15 protein-coding genes are annotated in these 16,463 nt (G+C 41.0%); 5 read left to right on the forward strand and 10 right to left on the reverse strand.

Going from position 1 to position 16,463, the window contains the following annotated elements; all coding sequences use genetic code 11:
* Positions 1–168: 168 nt before the first annotated feature.
* Positions 169–498, forward strand: coding sequence for a multidrug efflux SMR transporter (locus tag CQA49_RS05325; protein WP_115574933.1), 330 nt, complete (start codon positions 169–171; stop codon positions 496–498).
* 19 nt (positions 499–517) lie between these two features.
* Positions 518–829 (forward strand): SMR family transporter, encoded by a 312-nt coding sequence (locus CQA49_RS05330; RefSeq protein WP_115574934.1) that lies wholly within the window; start codon positions 518–520, stop codon positions 827–829.
* A gap of 150 nt (positions 830–979) precedes the next feature.
* Here CQA49_RS05330 and flgK read toward each other — a convergent pair whose 3' ends face one another.
* From flgK to thrC, 5 genes are all read right to left on the reverse strand, one after another.
* On the reverse strand, positions 980–2,800 hold the full coding sequence (gene flgK / locus CQA49_RS05335; protein ID WP_115574935.1) for a flagellar hook-associated protein FlgK: 1,821 nt from the start codon (positions 2,798–2,800) through the stop codon (positions 980–982).
* A gap of 11 nt (positions 2,801–2,811) precedes the next feature.
* Positions 2,812–3,237 (reverse strand): hypothetical protein, encoded by a 426-nt coding sequence (locus tag CQA49_RS05340; protein WP_115574936.1) that lies wholly within the window; start codon positions 3,235–3,237, stop codon positions 2,812–2,814.
* Between the two features lie 62 nt (positions 3,238–3,299).
* On the reverse strand, positions 3,300–3,536 hold the full coding sequence (locus tag CQA49_RS05345; protein WP_115574937.1) for a flagellar biosynthesis anti-sigma factor FlgM: 237 nt from the start codon (positions 3,534–3,536) through the stop codon (positions 3,300–3,302).
* An 85-nt stretch (positions 3,537–3,621) separates the two neighbouring features.
* Complete coding sequence (locus CQA49_RS05350) at positions 3,622–3,807, reverse strand: hypothetical protein (protein ID WP_115574938.1); 186 nt, start codon at positions 3,805–3,807, stop codon at positions 3,622–3,624.
* A gap of 26 nt (positions 3,808–3,833) precedes the next feature.
* Positions 3,834–5,393 carry a threonine synthase gene (gene thrC, locus CQA49_RS05355; RefSeq protein WP_115574939.1) on the reverse strand — a complete coding sequence of 520 codons (1,560 nt, stop codon included), beginning with the start codon at positions 5,391–5,393 and terminating at the stop codon, positions 3,834–3,836.
* 85 nt (positions 5,394–5,478) lie between these two features.
* On the opposite strand from thrC, the gene CQA49_RS05360 reads away from it, so the two are divergent.
* Positions 5,479–6,312, forward strand: a complete 834-nt coding sequence (locus CQA49_RS05360) for a cysteine ABC transporter substrate-binding protein (protein WP_115574940.1) — start codon at positions 5,479–5,481, stop codon at positions 6,310–6,312.
* A 234-nt stretch (positions 6,313–6,546) separates the two neighbouring features.
* Here CQA49_RS05360 and queF read toward each other — a convergent pair whose 3' ends face one another.
* From queF to CQA49_RS05385, 5 genes are all read right to left on the reverse strand, one after another.
* Positions 6,547–7,029, reverse strand: a complete 483-nt coding sequence (gene queF / locus CQA49_RS05365) for a preQ(1) synthase (protein ID WP_309544429.1) — start codon at positions 7,027–7,029, stop codon at positions 6,547–6,549.
* Between the two features lie 107 nt (positions 7,030–7,136).
* Positions 7,137–9,029 (reverse strand): dynamin family protein, encoded by a 1,893-nt coding sequence (locus CQA49_RS05370; RefSeq protein WP_115574942.1) that lies wholly within the window; start codon positions 9,027–9,029, stop codon positions 7,137–7,139.
* Positions 9,030–11,261 (reverse strand): dynamin family protein, encoded by a 2,232-nt coding sequence (locus CQA49_RS05375; protein WP_115574943.1) that lies wholly within the window; start codon positions 11,259–11,261, stop codon positions 9,030–9,032.
* Positions 11,258–11,776: a CiaD-like domain-containing protein gene (locus CQA49_RS05380; RefSeq protein WP_115574944.1), complete on the reverse strand. Its 519-nt coding sequence runs from the start codon at positions 11,774–11,776 to the stop codon at positions 11,258–11,260. Before CQA49_RS05380 ends, CQA49_RS05375 begins: the two co-directional genes overlap by 4 nt.
* Positions 11,767–12,027: a hypothetical protein gene (locus tag CQA49_RS05385; RefSeq protein ID WP_115574945.1), complete on the reverse strand. Its 261-nt coding sequence runs from the start codon at positions 12,025–12,027 to the stop codon at positions 11,767–11,769. Before CQA49_RS05385 ends, CQA49_RS05380 begins: the two co-directional genes overlap by 10 nt.
* 227 nt (positions 12,028–12,254) lie before the next feature.
* Here CQA49_RS05385 and carB point away from each other — a divergent pair, with 227 nt between their 5' ends.
* Together carB and CQA49_RS05400 are read left to right on the forward strand one after the other, a co-directional pair.
* Positions 12,255–15,695 (forward strand): carbamoyl-phosphate synthase large subunit, encoded by a 3,441-nt coding sequence (carB, locus tag CQA49_RS10280; RefSeq protein ID WP_220271727.1) that lies wholly within the window; start codon positions 12,255–12,257, stop codon positions 15,693–15,695.
* A 68-nt stretch (positions 15,696–15,763) separates the two neighbouring features.
* Positions 15,764–16,462, forward strand: coding sequence for a hypothetical protein (locus CQA49_RS05400; RefSeq protein ID WP_115574947.1), 699 nt, complete (start codon positions 15,764–15,766; stop codon positions 16,460–16,462).
* The last annotated feature ends 1 nt before the right edge of the window (position 16,463 follow it).

The raw sequence follows: 16,463 nt of genomic DNA on the forward strand, positions 1-16,463 counted from the left end.
AGCTAAAGGCAAGCGGGATTTTCACTTTTGCAAATTAGAGAATCTAAGCTTTTTTAAAACGCATTTTTTCTCTTTCACTTTTTATCCCCCCCCCCAGCCACGCGCTACCTTTAAAATTTCTCTACAAAAACGCTATAATTTCTTTTAAAAATTTTTAGGAGAGAGGCGATGCAATCCCGCAAAATGGCATGGGCATTTTTACTATTAGCCATAGCTTTGGAAGTGAGTGGCGTAAGCATGCTAAAAGCTTTGCAAAATCCGATATACGGGAAAATCACAATGATTGTATTTGTGAATTTTTCTTACTTTTTTATGGCATTAGCACTGCGTCAAATCGCCCTTGGCGTGGCATACAGCGTGTGGGAGATTCTAGGGCTTGTGGGCGTGCTGGCAATTAGCTTTTTGTTTTTTAACCCACATTTAAGCACACAGCAATATTTTGGCATTGTCGTTGGCTTTGTAGGCATTATTTGTATTATTGCTGGTGAAGAGCATTAGAAAGATTTAAGGGGGATAAATGGGCTTTTTGATGATTGTATTTTCTGGAATCTTAGATGTGCTGGCAAATCTTTGCTTGCAAAAATCGAATGGATTTAAGAATCTTATTTGGGGCATTAGCGCACTTGTGCTCGTAGATGTGGCGTTTTTGCTTTTAGCGTATGCAGTGAGTTTTGGCATTGCATTGCCTATTGCTTACACGCTGTGGGGTGCTATTGGGATTTTAGGTTCAGTGCTTGGGGGCTATGTGTTTTTTAAACAAAAGCTAAAGCCTATCGGCTATGTAGGCGTGGTGCTTGTAATAAGCGCGGTTTTGTTGCTAAATCTCTAAGTTAAGAATCTTTACAGATTGCTTCAGCTCTGCCTCGCAGTGACAAATTAAAAAACTTGCAAACCAAACAACACTAACAAAGGCAGAAATCCAAACAACTATAAAAGGTGGAATGTGCGCTAGCGAGACGATACAAATTAATGAAATACGCTATTGCTTAATGCCTAGCAAGGTTTCTATCATTCTATCAATGGTTGTTATCACCTTGGCATTTGCTGCGTAGCCGCCTTGGAATTTGATGAGATTTACCATCTCTTCATCAATGCTTACTTGAGAAATCGCTAAATGCTCCTTTTTCACCGCCGCCAAAACAGAATCTTTTGTCTCTTTTGTGCGTTGTGTGGATTCTGTTTGCGTAGCCACGCGCCCTGTGAGCGTTTGGAAAAACTCCGTGATACGCATATTTTTCTTTTCAAACTTATTGACATAAAAATCCACATTCTCATATTGAAGCTGCTGCATCATATTTGCCACTTCAAAATTCCCATTCACAGGCGCAAGCCACGGACGGATAAGGGTAGAATCTTTCTCATACTCTCGATTAAGCGCAATATCTTTTGCATTTGAGCCTTCAAAAAATTTATTTAGCCCAAATGCGCCTGTGAAGTTGCTCCCATTGTCTTTAATCGCGATATACAGCCCTTTTGAAGGATCTTTTGCTTGGATTACAAATTCCCTTGAAACATTATCAAAAGACGCCTCAAAGTAGTCATCAACATCATTGAGTGGGTTATTGTCTTTATTGTCATCAGTGCTGGCGTTGATGGCATTGACGACATCATTCATTGAAGTAATGCGATTTATCTCAATAGTCTTTCGCACCATCTCCTCGCCCGTAGTGCCATAAACGATAATATCAAAACTCCCTTCTTTGATATTATAATTCGTATCGCTCAAAGCCGTTGTGCGCCACACATCAAGCTTATCACTTTTGACAACCTTTGAGGCACTTTGCGCATAGATGGCATTTGTCGCTTCGATAAAGCCTTTTGAAAATACATCAAGCTGGTTGATATAATCTTGGATTTTACCCACCGGTGTGCCTTCCACCCCCGAGCTATACAGCGCGATGAGCGAGCCAGCTTTGCCTTGATTGATTTTATCTGTGATTTCGATGGTTTTAAAATCATCACCTTGAAAATACACACGACTAAGATTCTGCGCGTTATTTTCTTTATTCAAAATGATAGGGTGATACATCGCTCCATCTACGATATTAAAGCCATGCCCGATATTTAGCACATATTCATCATCAAAATCCGCGCGCATTGGGTGGATCGCATAATCGCTTCTTAGGTGGTTTTTAAACACATTCGCGCCGATAAGCGTTTGAAGGTTAAACTCAAGTTCATCGCGTCTATCGCGCAATTCATTTGCTTGCTTGAGCTCTAAACCATCTTCCATTTCTTTAAGTTTTTTATTGATTTCTGCAATTTCTTTGGCATTTTGATTGACTTCTTTTACCACGACTTCTAGTTCATCGCTTGCCTTTTTTTGCAGGATTTCAAGCCGTCTGCGCGTGTCTGTGATATTTTGGGTGAGCGTTCTAGCATCTTTTGCTAGGACTTGCTTTTGGGCTGGATCACTGGAATTTTTAGCTAAATCTTTCCATGAGTTAAAATACTGCTCTAGGTCATTGTAGATTCCCACGCCATCGACTTCTGGGAAAAACGCGCTTGCTTCGCGCAAAAAAGTAAAATGTGTGTCATAAAACTGCGCTTCTTCATTTGCCCTGCGGTAGCGCGAGAAGACAAATTCATCGTGGATTCTTGCGATTGTCTCAATGCTCACGCCACGCCCAAGATTGTAGTCTTGGTGGTAGATTGGGCGTTCTGGGCGCACGACTACTTTTTGTCGGCTGTAGAATTCATCGCTTGCATTTGAGATATTATTTCCCGTTACATCTACCATCACCTGATGGGCTTGCAAGCCCGTGTAGGAGGTGTTAAGAGAAGAGAGAATCCCGCCCATTTGCCTTTTCCTTAAGCTTTAGTTTGCAAAAGCTGACTTGACGCCCTGCTTTTGTTGTAACCATTTTCTTCATGTGGCACAAGGCGCATAAGCAAAGAAGTGTAAAACTCTGAAACCGCATACACACTTTGCGCATACGCACTATTGAGCTTTTTAAGCTCTTTGAGCGCATCACGCATAGAATCTAACCCCGCATCAACTTCTGCTGAAAGTAAATCGGCAAGCTCTTTTTGCGGATTATCCTTTAAAAGCTGGTGCATTTCTTGCTGCATAAGGGATTTTTTTTGCTCGAAAGATTTGATAAGCGCATTTTTTGTCTCATTGCGCGCGAAAATCGCCTCATTATTAGCGACTTGTATATCGGCAATGTCATCTTGAGTGAGTTTGATGAGCTCTTGCAAATCTGTCGTTGCGCCCTGTAAATATTGCTCTAACATATTTTCTCCAAGCACCCCTACCACAGAGTTTGCAGGCTCTCATTATATGGAAGGGATAGTTTTTAAATATTAAGCAAGTCTTGTGCCATTTTCCTTGAAGTTTTGTCCATATCAAGCTTGTAGCTACCATTTGCTATTTGCTCTTTGATTTGGCTTACTCTATCAGCATTTACGCTTGCTACATTTGCAAGTGCGTTATTTTCGCTAGTTTCAGCATTTTGCGTATATGCACGCTGTAAATCTTTGTTGCCTTGCAGTGAATTTGTCGCTGCGAGATTTGCATTTATGCCTGTAATCATCTTTCGTCCTTTTTTGTGGATTTAATGCTTTTTAGATTTTGTTTAAAACAAACTCAAATCGACTAAAACTTTTTTTCTTAAAGCTTTAGTTGATATATTTGTTTAGCTCCTTTTTAAAGTCGCCAACACTCGTCGTTCCGCTACTTTGCGCGCCTTCAAAAAGCGGGGCTTTAGAATCCCTATAGGTATAAACCCCAAGCAACGCCAATGCATACAAAAATAAAAAAAAGCTCACGCATGGCACAAGCCAATTTTTAAGCCCTTTTTCCATTTACGCCCCCTTAATTTCGCGAGATTCTATAGCCATTGTAAAATGCTTTCTTTAAGCTTACTTATCCCAAGATTTGTATTTTGGCTTATTTTTTTCTCAAATAACGCCAAAATCTTTGGGTGCAATGCCACATTTTCGCGCCCAAGCTTTTTACATTCCGCAAGGATAGATTCAATGGCTTTCTTATCGTCTAAAATTGTAAAGCCCTTAGAATCTTTAGAATCTCGCCCTGCTTTAGAATCTTGAGAATCAAGTTTGAGCGCCTTTGCCACGATAGGCGCAAATTTACTCCACTCCGCAGTCGAGCAAAGCACAAATTTCGCCGCTTTAGATTCACGCCCTTTTGCGTTTGCAAACTCCTTGTACGCCTTAATACCACAAGCAGTGTGAGGATCGATTAGTATTCCATGCAAAAACGCCTCTTGTATCAACGCCTCGCATTCGCTATCATTGCAAAAACTCGCGCCAAACTCATTCTGCAACAACGCCAATTCGCTAGCTTTCAGCGTATAGATTCCCTCTTTTTCAAGGCTTTGCATACATTCCCTCGTGCGCTCTGCACCAAAAAGCTCAAACAATACTCGTTCCACATTTGAGCTTTTCAAAATATCCATCGCTGGGGAATCCGACTTGATTAACGCGCGATTGCGGATATCATAAATCCCTGTGGTTATAAACTCATAGAGAATCTTATTTGGGTTTGACGCGCTTATGAGCTTAAGGAAAGGGATTCCAAGCTTTTTGGCATAAAATGCACCCAAAATATTGCCAAAATTCCCACTAGGCACAATCGTATTCACGCCTTCACCAAGTGCTATTTCACCACTTCTCACAAGCTCGCAGTAATTCCAAATGTGATAAATTATCTGAAAAACCACACGCCCAATATTCACAGAATTTGCCGCGCTAAGATGCAAGCCCTTTGCCTGTAGTGCGCTTTTAAAGCCTTCATCTTTCAAAAGATTTTTTAACGCATTTTGCGCAGTGTCAAAATCCCCTTCAATGCCTATGACTTTAAGATTTTCGCTTCTTTGCGTCACCATTTGTAGGCGTTGCACATCTGAAGTGCCATTTTGCGGATACAAGCACACAACCTTGACATTTTGAGAATCCGCAAACGCTTCCAAAGTCGCTGGTCCCGTATCGCCACTTGTCGCGCACAAAATAAGATACTCGCGCTTATTCTCTTTTGCCAAAGCATTGATAAGCACCCCAAAAGGCTGCAATGCCATATCCTTAAAAGCGCGCGTAGGTCCGTGATAAAGCTCTGAAATAAATAAGCAATCATCATATTTTTTTAGCGCAAGTGGGGCGTTTGTGGTGGCAAAAGTATCAAATTTTTCATAACTTTTTAGCGCAGATTCTAATAATTTTTCATCAATGCCCAAATCTAGCAACTCAAAAACACGCTTGCAAAGCGCTTTATAAGAAAGTGTCGTCAAATGCGCCAACTCGCTAGAATCTATCTTTGGCACAGAGCCTAGCGTAAAAAGCCCGCCAAAGCTCGCTGATGGGCTTAATAACGCCTGCAAAAAATCCATATTCGCAACTTCGCCTTCTCCTCGAGTTTGCAGTAATTTTGTCATAATTTTTACCCTTTTTTGGAATAATAGCGCGCTTAAAGCCTTTGTTTTTAAAAAGGCGCAATTCTACCATAAAAGGATTATTCTCATGAAAAAACTCTTTAAATTCACTCTAGGCGTTGTGTTTGCTTTCGCGGTGGGCGCGATTTTTAGCGCATGTGGCGAAGATTCTAAAAAGCAAGAAGTAAGCGCGTTGGAGCGCATTAAACAGCGTCAAGAGGTATTTATCGGCGTATTTGGCGATAAGCCACCATTTGGCTATATTGATTCTCAAGGGGAAAACGCAGGCTTTGATGTTGTCCTTGCAAAGCGCATTGCAAAGGATTTGCTAGGCGATGAAAAGAAGGCAAAATTCATCGTTGTAGAAGCGGCAAATCGCGTGGAATTCCTGCGCTCAAACAAAGTAGATATCATCATGGCAAACTTCACAAAAACGCCTGAGCGCGAAAAAGTCGTGGATTTTGCAAAGCCTTATATGAAAGTCTCTTTGGGCGTGGTGAGCAAAGATGGCGCAATAAGCGATGTCAAAGAGCTTGAGGGCAAAACTTTGATTGTCAATAAAGGCACGACAGCGGATTTTTACTTTAGCAAAAATTTCCCAGAGCTAAAGATTCTCAAATTTGAGCAAAATACAGAGGCTTTTGCTGCATTGAAAGACGGCAGGGGCGATGCGCTCGCGCATGATAACACGCTACTTTTTGCATGGGCGAAGGAAAATCCGAGCTTTAAGGTTGGCATTAAAGAGCTAGGCGAAAATGATGTTATCGCGCCAGCGGTGAAAAAGGATAATAAAGAATTGCTTGAGTGGCTAGATTCTGAAATTTCTGCGCTTATTGAAGAGGGCTTTTTGCTTCAAGCGTATGAAAGCACGCTAGCGCCTGCTTATAGTGATGAAATCCACGCAAGCGATGTGGTGTTTTAGCGCGCTATTCCTTTTAATGTATCACTTGTAAGGGCAAAGCCCTTACAAGCTCCGCTCCAGCTTCGTTACACTTCGCTTGCGCGCTCACACTCGGCGTTTTTTAGTTGATAGGATTTGTAGATTCTGCCACCTTGCTTTGTGGTTTAGAATCTTATTCCATTAATTGGTATCGTCTCAGCGGGAGTGAATCCGCTTCGCGTGTTATTTTTGATTGGTTGGAATTTTTAGAATCCCTTAGCGATTATCAATTTTTTCTGGATACAAATCATGGTTTAAAAGCCTGTGTTGCGCCATTTGCTCGTATTTTGTATTTGGGATTCCATAATTTACATATGGATCGATGCTAATGCCCCCGCGCGGGGTAAATTTCCCCCAAACTTCTAAATATTTTGGCTCCATGAGCTTAATCAAATCTTTTGCGATAATATTTATACAATCCTCGTGGAAATCCCCATGGTTGCGGAATGAGAACAGATAGAGCTTGAGCGATTTAGATTCCACCATTTTAATCGCTGGAATATAGCTAATATAAATGCTCGCAAAGTCCGGCTGTCCTGTAATGGGGCAAAGCGAGGTAAATTCTGGGCAATTAAATTTCACAAAATAATCCACCTCAGGGTGCTTGTTTTCAAAGGTTTCAAGCACTTGCGGGCTGTAAGTTTGCGGATAGCTGACATTTTTTGCACCTAATAAAGAAAGAGAACTTTTGGAATCTATTCCATTAGATTGTATCGTCTCAGCGGGAGTGAATCCCGCTTCGCCTCCGCTCCACTGCGTTGCGCGTTCATACTCGGCATTTTTTGGTTGATGAGAATCTTTAGAATCTAGCATATTTGCTCCTTTTGTAGGGTTTTTATGTGCGTTAGGATTTTCTTTGCCTGAAGTCTATTTGCGCGCTTTTTTTCTGCAAGATTCTGCGCATTTTTTATACTTTCCATCTCGCGTGTAAGGTAGGATAGTGCTTCATTAGCGATATTATTTTGCAAAAAAAGTTTTTGTAAAAATTCCTCAAAGCAAAATGCGCGATTTAATAGCTCTCTGATATTTTCAAGGCTTGGTTCAAAAAGTGGGAATTTTTCATCTTTGCTAAAAGTGCGCACGCCGCGCCAAATAAGAGAATCTAGCTCGGCGCATACAAAGCTAATGGCGTTGCTAAAATTTGTATGTAAAAGCGTCTCAAGCGCGGAAGTTTTAGCGCTAAGTTTTGTTTGTGCGTGCGAAAAAATATACGAAGTTTGCGCGCTAAAATTTTGCGCCAAATCCGCTAAATCCATCAAATCCTGCCCCAGATTCTCTTGTAATTCCTCATTTTGCGCGTTTTGCCACTCCAAAAACGCATTTGCAAAAAGTTTTTCTAACTCCTTAAAAGTAATCTTTTTTGCCTCTCTAAAAAACTCACTTTGGGAATCAAACTTACGCAAAAGCGTGTCCTTTGGCAGCGTGGGGACTTCCTTTGTGACAAAAAAAGATTTTTTTATGCCAAGCGTATTTTTCTTTTCTCTCAAAAATTCCATTTTTTCTTTCAAAACGCCCGCAAAAATCGCACGAGAAAGGCTATCAAGCAAAGAATCTGCAAGATTATACACCTTCAAACACTCCTCTTGCGCCTTTTTTGCAAGTGGATTTTGAGAAGCAAAAAGCGCAATTTGGGAATCTAAAAATTTTTCATAATCACACAGCGCGTAATTTTTCCCACGCAAAAAGCTCACAGAATCTAAAAGCAAGGCTTTAAGCGCGTTTATAATGCTTACTTTGCGCGCACTTTCGCGCAGTGGGATAAGCGCGCCATTGATAAAGTCCAAAACGCTTTGCATATTAGAATCTGCAAATTTTTGATCCTGCAATTGCAAACTTTTAAGATTTTGCGCGCGCTTAGATTCAAGCGCATCTTTTGCAGAAATCGCCACAATCTCGCTAAAAATCCCGCTAAACGCGCTCTTTGCGTATTCAAGGCTTGTCTGCACTTCAGATTCATTTTTGAGCCTATCTTTTTGGTTAAGCACGCAAAGCGCCTTTGTGCTGTATTTTTTGATATGCGTGTTTAAAATTTCTTTCTCGCTTAATTTGCCGACATTATCAATAAGGCTCAGCCAAATAACCCCATCAACTTCCTCCAGCAAGGCATTTGTCGTGTCTGTGTCGTTTTGATTTTGTGAGTTAAAGCCCGGTGTGTCAAAAAAGCTCATTTCTTTGAGAATCTCAATTGGCGCAAAGAGCTTGTAAGAAGCGATTTTCTCATTTTCTTGTGGGGAAATTTGCTCCAAAACCTCCAAACTTTCAAACGCATTTGAACCATCTTTGTAAAGAATCTCTAAACACAAATGCTTGCCATAGCTTATTTCGCACACTTTTGAGGTGAGAGGAATAATCCCACTTGGCAAAAATTCCTCCCCAAAAAGCGCGTTTAAAAAAGTGCTTTTTCCACTTGAAAACTGCCCGATAACCGCGATTTTGAGCTTAGAATCTATTTTTGCTTGCAAACGCGCTAAAATCTGCGTGCTTTTTGTATCTAGTAATTGCAAATTTTCCAAAAGATTTTGCGTCTGCAAAATAAGCGCTTGCAACTCTTGTGCGTGCGCATCAAATTGTGTGTCAAAATGTGTGTTATGCGCGCTAGGATTCTGAAGCTCTTGCGTATTTGTAGCGGATACAGAATCTAAATTTTGAGCATTTTTAAAAGCACTTAATTCAGCGATAAATCTTTCCAAAATATCCATTTACGCCTCCAAAAACGCCCGCAGAGAATCTAGCTTGTGGCTAATGTTTGAAAGATTTTCTTGCAACGCGCCCATCTCTTTTTCTAAATTTTTATTTTTCCCTTCCTCGCGCCTTGCAAGAGTTTGATTTAAAAGCGCGTTTGTATGCGCGATTTGCTCTTCATACGCTTTGTAGGCATTTTGCGCGATGGAGTCAAAAAACGCAAGATTTTCGCTCTTTATCTGCGCACTTTTTTCAAAAATGATTTTTTCAAACTCTAAAAAAACTTCCTCAAAAGCCTTTTGTATAGGCGCTTGAAACTCCCTTGTTTTCGCATATTTTGCAATTTGTGCGCTTAAGTTTTTAGCAAAAAGTTCCACTTGAGAATCTTTAGCATAAAAGCTAAAATTTGGCGCGTTTAAAAGTTCAGATTCTCCCACAAAGCCTTCATTTTGAAGCGCTTGAAGTGTTTGAGAAATTTTGGCGTTAAGATGAAATTTAAAGCCCCGCGTAGTGTCTGCAAAAATATCTTTCAGCCCAATAAGCAAAGAATCTTGCAAAAGCTCCACTTCAAACGCGCGCTTTTGCGCCCTATCATAAGCAATATTGCCACAAATGCGCTCGCACAACCGCTCCCTTTGGCTTTGCAAATTTGTATTGATGGCATTTTGCATTGTATTAAGGGCATTTTTTAGCTCCTCAAACTTTGCTAAAATCGCCTCTTTTGCGCTCTTTGCCTGTGAATGCAGAGAATCATTTTGCGCTTTAATCTCTGAAATTTTTTCTTGCAATTGAATATCTGAAGCAAAAAGCAAGCTAGATTCTAGCTCCAAATCCGCTTCTTTCTCCCTCACAAGCTTTTGCAATGCATTGAGCGCAAGATAAAGCATATCACGCGATTTTAGGCTATTTTCCCCAAAAAGCAAGGTTTGCAAATACTGCTCGATTTCTAAAATCCCTGTTTTTTCTAGCGCAACTTTTGGCGTGCGCGCGCTATCATTTATCCTATGTAAAAGCGCATCATGCCCACAAAGCGGGATAAAAGTAATGCGCGAAAGCATTTCTGAAACATCAATTTTTGCTGAAAGCTTGGCAATTTGCGCGCGCAGGCTTTGCTTTGTGTAATTTAGACTTTGCTCTAATTCTTTTTGACTAATCAAATCCGCGCGTGTCAAAACCACAAGCAAACGCGAAATATTGCGCTCGCTCAAAGTCTCCAAAATAAAATCAATATCAGTCTGCGTAGCCGCACAGCTGGCATTCATCAAATGTATCAACAAATCACAATGCACCAAATAGCTTTTTGTGATCTCCTCTCGCTTTGTGATAGGATCATCAAGCCCGGGTGTATCGACAATAGAGACATTTTGTTCTAAAAATTTTAGCGGCAAATTTATGCGCACCTCGCGCACAAGATTACAAAATTTATCTTTATGATTAGCCGAAGTATAAGCGCTTAGGGAATCTAAAGAGATTTCCTCAACGCGCGGAGGCTCAGTAAGATAGCCCGCAAGATTTGTGTTAAAAAGTTCCTGCGTCTCTTTGACAAACTGCCTAATATCCGCATCTTTTTGCGCGCATAATTCCTCCCATTCCCCCCTACTCCAAAAGCGCACTTGAGCGCAATTTTTCGCGCCATATTGCAAAATTGTGAGATTTGCAGTTTCTGGGATTGTGGAAGTGCTTAAGATTTCTTCACCTAAAAGCGCGTTTAAAAAAGTGCTTTTCCCCGCACTCAAAACCCCGCTCACACCGATACTAAAATGCCCATTTGTAAGATTTTCTATAATAGATTCTATGGCTTTGGTGGTTTTCTTATCTTCAAACTGCGTATTTGTAAAAAGTGCCTGAATCTCCCTTGCAATAATAAAAAACTGCTCTTTTATCTCACTTGGTTGCAAAAGATTTTCTTGCAAAAGATTTTTGATTTTTTTCTGCATTGCAATAATATGCGCTTCCTCGCAAATTTGGGCGTTTTGGATTTTTTTTAGCGCAGAATTTATTGCCAAAAGCGCGGGAGATTCTAATTTTGGCAAAATTTCTTGGCTAGATTCTGCAATGCGTGAAAGATTTTGCGCATTAAGCACTTGGCCTAATTGCGCAAAAAGTTCTTTTATCACTTCACTTTGCAAATACTGCGCGTTTAAATCTTGGCTAAAAGCTAGCAAAATGGCGAGCTGCTCATTTTTGCAAGTAAAAAGTTTTGCTGGAATCTCTTTGCTAGTTTGAGGATTGTGGCGTGTTTGGCTCATTTTGGCTGGGTTGTTTGAGAGAGGATTTCTAAGCGACGCTCAATCACGCTCAATTGGTATTGCAAAAAATTTATCACCATTTCAAGTTGCTTGTTTGACTGCAAATTTTGCTGATTAAGCCCTTCAAACAGCACAAGCAAGCGCTCTTGGAGGAGCGAAAGGAATTGCACTTCATCGCTTAACGCTTCTTGGCGCTTTGGCTCATTGATGACTGAAAGGACGGAGGGCGCAAACTCGCTTGGAGTTTTTGACGCGTTTTGGTGATTTAGTGTGTGGCTTAATGTGTGATTTGGCGCAAATGGTGCAATGTGTGGCTGAGTAAAATTTTGGCTAAAATCTTGTTTTTGGGCTTGTGGGGCATTTTGCGCTTTATTTAATGCCTCAAAAGATTCAAGCATAGATGCAGAATCTAAAGGCATATTTTCTTTAATTTCGCTAATTTCGCTAGATTCTTGCAGGCTTTGCGTGGATTCAAGCGAGCTGATTGTCTCTAAAATAATATCTTTTAATTCCATTGTAGTAGCCATTGTTGGAATTTTTTATTTTGGTTAGAATCCGCGATATTTGCAAAAACTTCAAGCCATTGCGCGTTTGCCTTGCTTTCATACTTTTTGCCCTCTTGCCCTTTTAAGCGTTCAACCCCTAACCTTGCTTCCTCGTTATTTGGATTTGCACTCAAAATATATTCATAGATTTGCAAGGCATCATCCTTCAAGCCTTGATTCTCATAAATTGTCGCAAGGGTGATTGTTTTGATACTACTCAACGCGTGATTCCTTTAGGTAGTTTGCAATTTTTGCTAAAGGGCGCAATTCTAACAAAAAATCCTTAAAACTACTCTTTGCGCTAGCCCAAAAATTAGCAAAGAAATTTTTAAATTTTACGCGCAAAAAGCCTAAGAAACCAAACTCTATAACCGCATTTTAAGCCGCTGTAATATACAATCCGCCAAATCTAAATACTTAAAATCCACTTCACACAAAAAGGACATTTATGCCTAAGCGCAACGACATTCACACTATTTTACTTATCGGCTCTGGTCCCATTGTCATCGGGCAGGCATGCGAGTTTGACTACTCTGGCACACAAGCGGCAAAAACGCTAAAAAGCCTCGGCTATCGCGTGGTGCTTATCAACTCAAATCCAGCGACTATTATGACAGACCCAGACTTCGCGCACCGCACTTATATTGAGCCTATCACTGAAGAAATCATCGCAAATATCATCAAACAAGAAAAAGTTGATGCGATTTTGCCAACTATGGGCGGACAAACCGCGCTAAATGTGGCGATGAGTATGTATGAAAAGGGGATGCTTGAGGGCATAGAATTTTTGGGCGCGAAGCCAGATGCGATAAAAAAGGGCGAGGATAGGCAGGCGTTTAAAGAAGCGATGCTAAAAATTGGCATGGATTTGCCAAAATCCTGCTATGCCTACAATGAGGATGAAGCGCTAGAAGCGGCAAAAGAGATAGGATTCCCGCTCATTATCCGCGCGAGTTACACGCTAGCAGGTGGTGGCAGTGGCGTGGCGTATAATATCGAAGAGTTTAGGATTCTGGCAAAAGCGGGGCTTGAGGCATCGCCCATAAGCGAGATTCTCATCGAGGAATCGCTTCTTGGTTGGAAAGAGTTTGAAATGGAGGTTATCCGCGATAAATTTGATAACTGCATCATCGTGTGTAGCATCGAAAACCTCGATCCTATGGGCGTGCATACAGGAGATTCTATCACTATTGCACCAGCACTTACGCTCACTGATAAAGAATACCAGCGCATGCGCGATGCGAGTTTTAAGATTTTGCGCGAGATTGGCGTGGATACGGGCGGAAGCAATGTGCAGTTTGCGATAAATCCACAAAATGGTAGAATGACGGTGATTGAGATGAATCCGCGCGTATCGCGTAGCTCGGCACTTGCTAGCAAAGCCACAGGCTATCCGATTGCTAAAGTTGCAACGCTGCTTGCGGTTGGATTTTCCCTTGATGAGATTAAAAACGACATAACAGGCACGCCGGCGAGCTTTGAGCCGAGCATTGATTATATCGTTACCAAAATCCCGCGCTTTACTTTTGAAAAATTCCCAAACGCAGATTCCACGCTCACTACTTCGATGAAGTCTATTGGCGAGGTTATGGGGATTGGGGTGAATTTCGCGCAGAGCTTGCAAAAGGCACTTTGTAGCTTGGAAGTGGGCTTGAGCGGGTTTGAAGGTATCAATCAAGACCTTGAGACTATAAAAAAAGAAATCCGCCGTCCAAACGCGCAAAGGATTCTCTACATTGCGGAGGGTTTTAGACAGGGCTTAAGTTTGGAGGAAATCCACGCGCTAAGCGCGATTGATAGGTGGTTTTTACACCAAATACAAGAAATTATCGCCATGGAATCAAATTTGAGCGAGGAGATTCTCAAAAACAAGGCGCAAATGCTGGCTTTCAAGCAAAAAGGCTTTAGCGATAAAATGCTTGCAAATCTGCTAAACAAGGCGTATAAGCTGGATTTGCGCGAAGGCGATGTCACAAATGCGCGCGAGGAGATGGGAATAATCTATGCGTATAATGAAGTGGATACCTGCGCGGCGGAGTTCCCGAGCCTCACGCCATATTTGTATTCTAAAATCGTAGATAAGGAAAGCGTGCTGAATGTGATAGATTCTGAAATTTCGAATATAGAATCTAAAAATGCGGAATCTGCTAAAGAATCTCATCGCTCGAATGAAACGCGTGAAAAAATTCTAGTATCTTGCGATGATTTTGGTAGCTGTCAAGAAAAAGGTGAAGGGAGCTACCAAAGCGGTAGTGACCGAGACTTTTTCGCAGACTCTGCCAAAAGCGCGCAAGAGACGAATTTTAAAAAAGTGCTTATTATTGGTGGTGGTCCAAACCGCATCGGCCAAGGCATAGAGTTTGATTACTGCTGCGTCCATGCTTCCTTTGCCCTGCGCGATTTGGGCGTGCAAAGCATTATGTATAACTGCAACCCAGAGACCGTAAGCACGGATTACGACACCAGCGACACGCTGTATTTTGAGCCTATCGATTTAGAGCATGTCCGCTCTGTGATAAAAAAAGAGAATCCAGATGGAATCATCGTGCATTTTGGCGGGCAAACACCGCTCAAACTCTCAAAAGCGCTTAGCCTCATGGGCACAAAAATCATTGGCACAAGCGCAAAAGTCATCGACAAAGCCGAGGATAGGGAAAAATTTGCGGCATTTGTGGAGGAAAACAACCTTTTGCAACCAAAAAATGCCATCGCACGCACAAAGCAAGAGGCGCTGGATTTGGGCAAGGCGCTTGGATTCCCGATTTTGGTGCGTCCGAGCTATGTGCTAGGTGGGCGTGCAATGCGCATTGTGGATAATGAAGAGGAATTGCGCGTGTATATGGAGGAGGCGGTGAAGGTGAGTGAAGATTCCCCAGTTTTACTTGATAAATTCCTAGATTCTGCGCTAGAGCTTGATGTGGATTGTATCAGCGATGGGGAGCGCGTGTATATTGGCGGGATTATGCAGCATATCGAGGAGGCGGGAATCCATAGTGGCGATAGTGCGAGCTGTTTGCCACCTTTTGGGCTAGATTCTAAGATGATTAAAAATATCGAAGAATTGAGCGCCAAAATCGCGCTAAAGCTCGGCGTAATAGGGCTTATGAATGTGCAGTATGCAATTTATCAAAATGAAATTTATCTTATTGAAGTCAATCCACGCGCAAGTCGCACCGTGCCTTTTGTCTCTAAAGCGACAGGCATTCCGCTTGCAAAGGTTACAACGCGCGTGATGTGGCAAGGGGATTTGCGCGAGGCGCTGGAATTTTATGACAGCTATAAAAATGTGGATTTTAGCGGGGAGATTTATAAACACAAGAAGCTAAAAAGCGTTGCGATTAAAGAATCTATCTTTCCATTTAGCAAGCTAAGTGGCGCGGATATGAGTTTGGGACCGGAGATGAAAAGCACGGGCGAGGTTATGGGGATTTCTGATAATGTCGGTATAAGCTTTGCAAAATCTCAACTAGCATGTAAAAACGCCATTCCTTGCGGTGGGGAAGTATTCCTATCCTTAAATGATAAAGATAAACTTGCGGGAGTAAATCTTGCAAAAAAACTAAGTGCGCTTGGCTTTAGCATTTGCTGCACCAGCGGGACTTACAAGGTGCTAAGTGAGGCAAAAATACAAGCAAAGCTCGTGCTAAAAATCTCTGAAGGGCGCCCAAATATCACGGATTTGATGACAAATGGGCAAATCGCTATGGCGATAAATACGAGTGATAGCAAGTCAAATCGTGGCGATACCGCGCTTATCCGCGCGCAGATTCTGCGTGATAATATCCCTTATTTCACAACGCTAAGCGCGGCAAATATGGTGGTGCTAGCCCTCGAAGCGATGAAAAAACGCGATATAAATAAGGCTGTGGCACTGCAGGAGTATTTATAAAGAAATTATTTAATTTTAAAGGAATAGATAATAAAATAGTAGCTATTCTTAAGATTAAAGGAGAAAAAATGAAACTAGACATACAAGAAACTTTGTTAAAGCAATATTTAACAAGCGATTTAAGGGTAGATACAAAGAGGTGGGATAAATTAATTAATGACGATTGGAAAAAGTTAGATAATGGTAAATATGAGGAACAAGAAAAAGCGGTAAAAGTAGCTTTTGACAACTCCTCTCATGGAGACATCACTCAAGTTCTCATAAAAATTGCTATTTTAAATGACTTCTATAGTACAAATATTTTTTATACTCTTGAAATGGCAAAACATATCGTTGGACTTCATAATAAGATTAATATTGACAGAAAAATAAAAAATGGTGATGAAGATTTAGTGGAACAAATAGCCAATATAAAACTAAAGGATAAAAAAGGAGAATCAAAAGAAATTTGTTATTATTCTTTTGCTAGTAAATATTGCTCACATCATAACGAAGTGGCATTTCCTATATATGATAATCTCGTAAGCAAAGTATTATTAGCTTTCAATAAATACTGGAATTTTAGCGATAAGTTTAAAACTGAAAATGACTTAAGAAACTACAAAACATTTAAGGCTGTTTTAGAGGATTTTAAAAAATATTACAATCTTTCATATAGTTTTAAAGAACTTGATAAATGCCTTTGGCAAATAGGTAAAGAAGAAGCGGATAAGCAAAGAAAAAGGAAACAAAAAGCTAAAGAGCAACAAAAAGAAGCCAAAAAGTAGG

Source organism: Helicobacter sp. MIT 00-7814 (assembly GCF_003364115.1).
Taxonomy (GTDB): domain Bacteria; phylum Campylobacterota; class Campylobacteria; order Campylobacterales; family Helicobacteraceae; genus Helicobacter_F.